The organism is Urinicoccus massiliensis (assembly GCF_900120405.1).
Classification (GTDB): domain Bacteria; phylum Bacillota; class Clostridia; order Tissierellales; family Peptoniphilaceae; genus Urinicoccus; species Urinicoccus massiliensis.
The window spans coordinates 1-2,460 of sequence record NZ_LT635486.1; the positions used below are offsets into that span (position 1 = coordinate 1).

Here is a 2,460-nt window from a genome sequence, read left to right on the forward strand (position 1 = left end):
TAAAAACTCTATCGTCTTTTTTTAATACAAGAAAGGAGTTTTTTATGAAAAAATTAGAACAACTAAGACAAGAGTCAAAAGAAATAAAAGATAAAATTGACCATACAGAAGAAAGATTAAGGCAACTAAAAAATCAAGAAAAGAAGATATTAAAACAAGACATAGTGAAAAAAAGAAAAGAAAGAACACGTAGGCTCATAACAAGAGGAGCAATCTTAGAAAGCCTTATAGAAAATTCAGAAGAACTAACAGATAAAGAAATAAAAATCCTACTAGAAGAAGCAACAAAGACAAAAGAATTTAAAGAAACACTAAAAATAATAAGAGAAAATTAGGGGAAATATAATAATCAAATCTCCCTTAGATTTTCTAAGGGCGCAATTATACACCCTAAAGGGTGCTTGCGTCCTGCGGAGCCAAACCCTTGCAGGGAGCAACAATCATTCGCTTTTTAAAAGTCAAGGGTAAATAAACTCGCTAAAGCTCGCCCTTGACTTTTAAAATTTGAAATGAACAAAACAATTAAGCCGACTAACTGCCTGTACCCGTAAGGGTGAAACAACAAAAATTAATTCAGTAGTCGGCTTTTTCTATTCTATCATTTCAAAACGCTCATTCACAAAGTGGATAATAAAACTTTTAAGCCTCCACCTAAAACAACAAGAAAGAAAGACTAACTATTAAAAGTCAAGAGATAAAATGCTAAAAATATAAGAATTGATATTGATAAAAACTGAATAAAAATAAGCATGAAAAAATACCCTAGAGTTTAAGAATTTAAAAATAGGGTTAGCAAGGTTTTTAACCTTAAAATTGTAATTTTTCAAAAATCAGTTCGCAATAAAACAAAAACTAATTTTGTACTTGATAAGGTTCATCTTTAATAAGGACAGCAAAAATAGTATGACAAAGCTTTCTAGCAACAGCATTGGTAGCAACTAGATGATGTTTTCCTTCACTAATCTTTTTTTGATAATAATCTGAGAAAACAGGATCACAAAATTCAGCTCTAAGAGCAGATTGAAACAAAGCACGTCTAAGGTATGGAGAACCTCTTTTACTCATATGATTGTAAGTAGATTCATATTCTCCAGACTGAGAAATTCTAGCATCCAAACCAGCATAAGCGACAAGTTTAGAAGGATTAGAAAATCTTTTAATATCACCAATCTCACCTAATATAGTAGCTGCATTAACAGAACCGATACCTGGAATAGTAGTAATTGGAGAATTAAGTTTTTCAAGTAAAACCTCAATTTCATTCTCAACATTAGAAACCTGATTTTGAATAAAAGAAATTTGCTCAATAAGCATTTTGATTTGAAGACTAAAAGAATCTAGGCATAAATTAATACCAAAAGAAGAAGAAGCCTTTTTAGAAAGCTCATCAATCTTCTTAGAAGCATAGTTTTTCTTAGAAACAGATTCAAGAAAAGTATTCAAATCATCAGAATTAATATCCTCAAAATCAGAAGGAGTAGAGAAATTTGAAAGAATTTCCTTAGAAGTCTTCCCAAAAATATTACTAAAAGAAGAGGCGTATTCAGGAAAAACTTGATCTAAAAGTGCAATAGTTTTTCTTTTAAGATCGCCAATTGAAGAAATGAGGTAGGACCTAAATCTGGAAAGATTTCTCAAAGACAAATAATCTTCATTAGAGAGTGAAGTCTCAACGAAATCTCCATATCTAAGAAGATCAGCTATTAAAAGAGAATCAATAATATCAGTTTTTCTCTTTCTAATCTCAATGCCTTGTCGCCAACCGTCAGTTTGGATTGGATTGATAACACGAACTGTAAAGTTTTTTTCAACAAGATATGAGTATAGAGATAACCAATAATGACCTGTAGCTTCCATCCCAACTTCGAGTTCATTTTTGAAAGCTTCTAGTTTAAGGATTAAACTTTCAGCACCATCAATAGAATTTGAAAAAGAAAAAGCCTTAAAAATAACCTTTTTCTTGTCATCAACTAATGAAGCAACATGAGTATTTTTGCCAATATCGATACCTAAATAAAACATTTGAACCTCATAAAAAAGTATTTTAGATAGACACCTCAAAATCTAATAACGTTACTGCCTTATGGTATATACGAAGTACCCTGAAAGGGTCAACATCTAACTTATACGTAAACAGTTAAAAGATTAGAGGACTCACTCTTTCAAGTACGAGATTAAATCTCAAGGAAGTGACGAGTACACTCTATCTAATAACAATATTATACAGTAAAACTGAATAATACTTAGTCGAAAAAGGGTTATAGGTTACCTTTAACAACCTAAATACATTATATAAGGAAGTGATAAAAATGGCAGACAGTTTTCATTTTTCAGTAAACATAATATCAAGAGGAAAAGGCAAAAGTGCAGTAGCAAGTGCAGCATATATAAGTGGAGAAAAAATAAAAAATGAATGGGACGGAGTAACCCATGACTATACAAGAAAAGAAAAAGTATTAG

The 2,460-nt window shown here is 30.9% G+C and carries 3 protein-coding genes; 2 read left to right on the forward strand and 1 reads right to left on the reverse strand.

Annotation, left to right across the window (positions count from 1 at the left end):
* Positions 1–44: 44 nt before the first annotated feature.
* Entirely contained in the window at positions 45–335 is a 291-nt protein-coding gene (locus BQ7400_RS00090) for a DUF3847 domain-containing protein (RefSeq protein WP_034544987.1), read from the forward strand.
* Positions 336–852: 517 nt separating this feature from the next.
* On the opposite strand, the gene BQ7400_RS00095 is transcribed toward BQ7400_RS00090, so the two are convergent.
* Positions 853–2,022, reverse strand: coding sequence for an IS110 family RNA-guided transposase (locus BQ7400_RS00095; RefSeq protein ID WP_039931474.1), 1,170 nt, complete (start codon positions 2,020–2,022; stop codon positions 853–855).
* 287 nt (positions 2,023–2,309) lie between these two features.
* On the opposite strand from BQ7400_RS00095, the gene BQ7400_RS00100 reads away from it, so the two are divergent.
* The coding region (locus BQ7400_RS00100) for a MobA/MobL family protein (protein WP_180371927.1) at positions 2,310–2,460 on the forward strand (151 nt) is incomplete at its 3' end.